The sequence below is a fragment of the Bradyrhizobium sp. 157 genome (genome assembly GCF_023073815.1).
In the GTDB taxonomy this organism is placed as follows: Bacteria; Pseudomonadota; Alphaproteobacteria; order Rhizobiales; family Xanthobacteraceae; genus Bradyrhizobium.
The window spans coordinates 105,970-112,690 of record NZ_JADPKF010000079.1; the positions used below are offsets into that span (position 1 = coordinate 105,970).

5 protein-coding genes are annotated in these 6,721 nt (G+C 62.2%); all 5 read right to left on the reverse strand.

The features are described from left to right. Positions 1-104 precede the first annotated feature (104 nt). On the reverse strand, positions 105-2,438 hold the full coding sequence (locus tag IVA95_RS21215) for an EAL domain-containing protein (RefSeq protein WP_247512224.1): 2,334 nt from the start codon (positions 2,436-2,438) through the stop codon (positions 105-107). A 181-nt stretch (positions 2,439-2,619) separates the two neighbouring features. Further along, complete coding sequence (tolB, locus tag IVA95_RS21220; RefSeq protein ID WP_247512235.1) at positions 2,620-3,957, reverse strand: Tol-Pal system beta propeller repeat protein TolB; 1,338 nt, start codon at positions 3,955-3,957, stop codon at positions 2,620-2,622. 54 nt (positions 3,958-4,011) lie between these two features. Then, complete coding sequence (locus IVA95_RS21225; protein WP_247512236.1) at positions 4,012-4,881, reverse strand: protein TolA; 870 nt, start codon at positions 4,879-4,881, stop codon at positions 4,012-4,014. Between the two features lie 119 nt (positions 4,882-5,000). Continuing rightward, positions 5,001-5,477, reverse strand: coding sequence for a biopolymer transporter ExbD (locus IVA95_RS21230; protein WP_247512225.1), 477 nt, complete (start codon positions 5,475-5,477; stop codon positions 5,001-5,003). A gap of 38 nt (positions 5,478-5,515) precedes the next feature. Further along, positions 5,516-6,229: a protein TolQ gene (gene tolQ / locus IVA95_RS21235; RefSeq protein WP_028351338.1), complete on the reverse strand. Its 714-nt coding sequence runs from the start codon at positions 6,227-6,229 to the stop codon at positions 5,516-5,518. Positions 6,230-6,721 lie beyond the last annotated feature (492 nt).

Genomic DNA, 6,721 nt, shown 5'->3' on the forward strand with positions numbered 1-6,721 from the left:
AAAATTGCAAAGGCTTAGACACGTTAGGGTTAACCTTGCAGCCCGCAAAAACCCGGAGTAGCCGGGTCGAGAGCACAAACACAGTGGGGCTGATTAGGCTGAAGTCAGGCGATCGATCGCGAAGAAACAGCGACGATCTGATCGTCAGGCATGCGGCGACCGTGCGACGCATTGAGCAACTGCCGGACGCGCACGGCCGGAACCGGCGGGCTGAACAGATAGCCTTGCGCTTCCGTTACCGCCCCGTCGGCGCTGATCAATTCGAGTTGCTCGTTGGTCTCGATGCCCTCGACCACGACGGACATTCCAAGATCGGCTGACAGCCGCGCCACGCCGCGCAGCAGCGTCAGCGGACGGTCGCTATCGATCCCTTCCAGGAAGGAGCGGTCGATCTTCACCTTCTGCAATGGGAAGTTGTGCAGATAGCTGAGGCTCGAATAGCCGGTGCCGAAATCGTCGAGCGAGATCCGCACGCCGAGCGAGTGCAATTGCGACAGCACGTCGTGGGTCAACTGCGTGTTACGCAGCAGTGAGGATTCGGTGATCTCGATTTCGAGCCGGTTCGCCGGCAGGCCGGAGACTTCGAGCGCGTAGCGGACCTCGCTCAGCACGTCGCGCTGATGGAACTGCTGCGGCGAGAAGTTGACGGCAACGCTGACGGCTTCGGGCCATTTCATGCATTCCATGCAGGCCTTGCGCAAAATCCAGCGGCCGAGATCGACAATCAGACCCATGTCCTCGGCGATTGGAATGATGTCGGTCGGCGACACCGTGCCGCGGACTGGATGATTCCAGCGTATCAGCGCCTCGCAGGTCGATATCCGGCCCGACTTGAGATTGACCAGCGGCTGGAAGAACAGCTCGAACTCCTCGTTGGCCAGCGCCTTGCGCAGGTCCAGTTCGAGGATACGGCGGGATTCGACGATTTGCGCCATCTCCTCCCGGAAGAAGCAAAAGGTGCCGCGGCCGTCGGCCTTGGCGCGATAGAGCGCCATGTCGGCATTCTTGAGCAGCGTGTCGGCGCTGACGCCGCGCGAGGTCATGGCAATGCCGACGCTGGCGCCGATCTCGACCAGATGGTTGTCGATCTTGTAGCGCTCGCTCAGGCGATCGACGATGCGCCGCGCGAGACCGGCGGCGTCGTCGGGGGACTGGATGTTCTGCTGGAACACCACGAACTCGTCGCCGCCGAAGCGCGCCACGAAATCCTCGGGCCGCAGCATTTCACGCAGGCGACCGGCCACCGCGCACAGCAACTGGTCGCCGCAGGGATGGCCGAGCGTGTCATTGACCTGCTTGAACTGGTCAAGGTCGACGAACAGCAGCGCCGACAACTGTTCGGCGCCCTGCTGGGCTGCCAGAAGATGTCCGATCTCGTCGCGGAAGTTGACCCGGTTGGGGAGCTCGGTCAGTTCGTCATACCGCGCCAGATGGCTGATCTTGGCTTCGGAGTTGCGCCGCTCGGTAATGTCTTCCAGGAGCACGACTGCGCCGCCGCCGGCCATCGGCTGGAAGGTCCACGATAGCGAACGGTTTCTGGTGAGATCGGGGTCCGCGGTGACGACGTCCATGGCCTGTGAATTCTCGATTTCGGCGAGGATCATTTGTCCACTCGCCGCCGAGATCGATCCGGCACTCACGCAGGCGGCGATGATGTCGGGCGCGCTCGCGCCCTGCTGCACGAGATCTTCGGACAGATCCATCATTTCGCAGAAGCGGTGATTCATCACCGCAAGCTGTCCGTCGCCGCGGAACATGCACAGACCGTGGGGCATGTTGTTCAAGGCGGTATCGAACTGTCCGGCCAGCGCCGCCTCGCGCTCGCGCGCCAGAAGCGCCCGCAAGAATATGCCGTGCAAATTGGCCGACATCTGCATGACAACGATAAGGAACGCCGCGGTGATAACCGACATGGCGATGTAATAGGGCGTACCACGCAGCGCCAGCGCGATCACGGTTGGACCGAAGGCAAGTGCAGCCTGCAACTGGAATATCCATTGCCGTCCATAGGCCCTACCTGCGCCTCCCGATAGGACCCCCGTAATGACGGACAAACAGATCATATGGGCGACGGCATCGTCGCTGCTCAGCATGGTGACGGCGCCCCATATGCCCATTGCAGCGGCCTGGATTATCGCCCCGATCTGATATCGCTTTTTCCACCGCTCAGCTTCATCGGCCGTCAGGTTCGCTTTACAGGCTTGGTACCGTTGCAAATCGAAAGCCCGGATCGCACCGGCGAGCAGCAGAAGCCCGACGCATGCCCAGATCAGATTTTCGCCGGTCTTCAGCGCGGTCAGGCTCGCCGCGACGGCCAGGAAGAAGATGCCGACGTGCACCGGACCTTGAGTTTCGAACAGCGAGTCGATCAGCGCCGCCGCAATCTTCGGCGATATCTGTCGCTGGTCCGGCTCTCCGCTCTGATTGGCGAGCTGCATATTCGGGGCACGCATCCTGTTAGGGGTGCGTAGTTCTACCCTTCTCAGATGAAGTCTTTCTGAGCGAACATCGTTACCGAGATGTTGCTTTTATTCGGCGCACGAACAATTTGCCTGAAAAATCAGCAGGCTAGGCAATGTTTGCCGGTTAATGACAGGCCGTCCGCGCGGCCCGGTTGCACTACGACAACAGCGGCGACCACGCCGGATCGGAGGCGAAACCGGGCGTTGGTACGCGCAATTCGTTGCGACCGGAGATATCGACCGTGTACAGCGACGGCCCGCCGCTGCCGCCGGGATCGCGGAAGAACATGACGACCCGGCCGTTCGGCGCAAAGGTCGGCCCCTCGTTATGGAAACCCGAGGTGAGGATGCGTTCGCCCGAACCGTCGGTCTTCATGATGCCGATGGCGAATGCCCCGCCGCCCTGCTTGGTGAAGGCGATGTAGTCGCCGCGCGGCGACCACACCGGCGTCGAATAGCTGCCCTCGCCGAACGAGATGCGCTGCGCGCCGCCGCCGGTGGCCGGCATCACGTAGATCTGCGGCTTGCCGCCGCGGTCGGATTCGAAACAGATCCGGCTGCCGTCGGGCGAATAGGACGGCGAGGTGTCGATCGCCGGCGTATCGGTCAACCGCGTCGTCGATTTCGACCGCAAATCCATCACGAACAGGTTGGAGTTGCCGCCCTGCTGCAGGCTCATGATGATGCGCTGGCCGTCCGGCGAGAAGCGTGGCGAGAACGACATGCCCGGGAAATTGCCGACGATCTCGCGCTGCCCGGTCTCGACGTTGAACAGATAGACGCGCGGATCGCCCTGGCCGAATTCCATGTAGGTGATCTCTTGCGTCGACGGCGAGAACCGCGGCGTCAGCACCAGATCGGATCCCCTGGTCAAATACCTGACATTGGCGCCGTCCTGATCCATCAGCGCCAGCCGCTTGACGCGGCGCTCCTTCGATCCGGTCTCGTCGACGAAGACGACGCGGCTGTCGAAATAGCCCTTCTCGCCGGTCAGCCGCTCATAGATCTGGTCGGAGATGATATGCGCGATCCGCCGCCAGTATTCCGGCGAGGTGAAATATTGCTGGCCGGTGAGCTGCTGGTTGGTGTTGACGTCCCAGAGGCGGAATTCCGCTTTGAGGCGGCCGTCGCCCTGCCGCGTCATCCGTCCCGTCACCAGCGCCTGCGCGTTGATCTGCTTCCAACTATTGAACTGCGGCGCGGTATCGATATTGGAAATGCGCTCGATGAACGCGGCCTGGTCGATCGGCGCGAACAGTCCGCTGCGCTTGAGATTGTTGGTGATGACCTGCGACACGCCGACGCCGACCTCGGCGTCTCCAGGCGTGCCCGCGACGAAATTCGGGATCGCGATCGGCAGCGGGGTGAATTCGCCCTCTGGAACGATGATGCGCTTGGGCGCTTGGGCGGACGCACCGCCGACGTGACCGCCCATCAAGAGGCCGGTCGAGGCCATTCCGGCAATAACCTGCCGGCGGCTCAGGCGGAACGGCATATCAAGCAATTCATCTTTGTCAGTCATCGCTTCAAACTCATGATCGGAGCGCCGTCAGGTCGCTCGCTCCTGGAACACCGGCTCAAAATTTTTCCATTCATCGAACAGCGCCGCCGGCAGTTTGTAAGGCTGACATTCGATGATCGCGCGCAACGCGCTCTCCTGATAGACGCGCAGATACGGCGTCGCCGGCGTTCCTATAGGAACCGGCGTGCCTTCGAGGCTGCCATCGCGCTTCAGGCGAATAGCGAAGATGGCCTCGGGCTTCTGCGACTCGAGGGCGCCATAGGGTTTTTTCCAGCAGCGCGCGACCTGCTGCTTGAACATCGCGCCCCATGTCGCGGAATTGTCCGCAGCCGCGCCCTTCGAAAGGCCGAGCGCGGCATTGGAATTCAACGTGTCGCCGGTCGTGGCCTGACGCGACGGATCACGCTTGTCGAGCAGGGCCGCGATCTGGTTCTGATCGAAGTGCCGCTCCACGATCCGCTGCTTCGGCGGCTCCGGCGGCGGCTTGGCGGCCTGCACCGGCGGCTTCGGCGGCGGCTTCTTCTCTTCTTTCTTGATGGTGTCGCCGATCTGATCGACCTTCGGCGGATCGGGCTTTTTCTCGACTTGCTTCGGCTCTTCCTTCGGCTTCTCGACGACCTTCGGCGGATCGGGCTTCTTCTCGACCGGCTTTTCCTCGACCTTCGGCTGGGGCGGCGGCGCGGTCTCGGTCACAACAGGCGCCTTCTCGGTGATCTTGCCAACGGCGTCATCGACCGGCTTGGCTTCAGCAACTTTCTCGACCAGCGGCTTCGGATTTTCCTTCTTGCCCGTCTTCATGCCCGCCATGACCTTGGCAAGCTCATTGGGAGAAATCACATCGACCGCTACAGAATCTTCCGGCGGCATTTCGAGGGCCTTGGTCGAGACAGACACCATCGCCCACCCCAGCACGAGGACGTGTAGGGCAACCGACGCAACCAGTGTCTTGTCGACGTCCTTGAGCTTCACTTGAGCTTTCCCGCTCCGCCGTCAATCGTCGCGCGCCGCTTCATGGCTCAGGAGCCCTGCTCCGGCACGATGACGATATTCGCCTTGAACCCCGCCGTCCGAATATACCCCAATAATTTCATCATATCCGTATAACAAACGTCTTTGTCCCCCCGCAGGTATACCACCCTCTCAGCCTCCGATCTGGTCTCCTTGATCGCCGTTATCTTGGGCAGGAGCTCATTGGCCGGAATCAGCGTATCCCCGAGATAGAGCTCGACGTTGGAATTGCAGGCCCCGCCGGTGCGCTTGACCGACAGCGTCAGCGGCGGCGCGTTGGCTTGCAGTTGCCTGCCGCCGCCGGCGACGGGCAGATCGATATCGATCGTCGAGGTCATCAGCGGCGCCGCCACCATGAAGATGATCAGCAGCACGAGCATCACGTCGACCATCGGCGTGACGTTGATCTCCGCCATCACGGCGGCGCGACGACGGCCGCGGCGTCCACCGCCGCCTCCGGCCGAACCTGCCATGTTCATCGCCATGATCTTGATCTCACGATGCGCTCATCATTTGCCACGCCTCACGCCCGCTCGTCGATCTGGCGGGACAGGATGGCTGAAAACTCGTCGGCAAAACCTTCCAGCCGCTGCGCCTGCCGATTCACCTCGGATGTGAACTTATTGTAGAAAATCGTCGCCGGGATGGCGGCGATAAGACCGATAGCGGTCGCAAACAGCGCTTCCGCGATGCCGGGCGCAACGACCGCCAGCGACGTGTTTTTGGAAGCCGCGATCGACTGGAAGCTCGACATGATGCCCCAGACGGTTCCGAACAGGCCGACGAACGGTCCGGCCGATCCGACGGTCGCCAGCACCAGAAGCCGCCGCTCCAGCCGCTCGACCTCGCGGGCGATGGAGACGTTCATCACCTTCTCGATCCGCATCTGCAATCCGGCAAAGGAGCGCGACTGGCTCTCGAACGAGCGCTTCCATTCGCGCATGGCGGCGACGAAGCACGCCGCCATCGATTGGGTCGGCTTGGCCGACAGCGCGCGGTAGAGTTCCTCGATCGACTGTCCCGACCAGAACGCCTGTTCGAAGCGGTCCATCGCGCGCTTGGTGCGGGAATAGAGGAAAATCTTGTCGATCGCGATCGCCCAGACCCAGACCGAGCAGGCGAGCAGGCCCAGCATGACCGACTTCACGACCCAGTGGGCCTGCCAGAACAGCGCGATCAGCGACACGTCAGCCGAGACGAGCGGCAGGGCTGACGGAGCCACGTCGGCGGGATTCATGAGTAGTATCCTCTCAACGCAAGTATCCCTATTTCCTCCGGGAGCAAATGGCCGCCGGTTCCACAGCCGCGCGTCGGGCGCGGCGATATGCGCCAGCGCGAGAGCCTGTTTCCTGTCGCATGGGGGGCCCGCCGAAAGCCGGGCCTTGCTTCCCCTGCCAACATGTCAAAACGAGGGCTGCCAGCGCGTCATTCCGTCCCTAACCAGACGCTAAGCTTGGTTAACTTTCGGTTACCAATAGGGAATTCCATTGCCGGAAGTCCAGTGCGGCCGGGCGTTTAAGGGGCCGACGGGTTGGGTTCCAGGCCTTCCCGGAGGTTGCGGCAGGGACGGCGCCCTCGCCCTATGAGACCTCCTTCGGGTAAAGGGCCGGAGCGAAGCCGGCTCTCTCCACGTCATGTATGGACGGCCCCCTCTCGGCAAGGGCTTTTTGGTGCTTCGGCAACGGATCGGGGAGCGGTCATGTATACGGCCTCGAGAAGCGGCCATTGA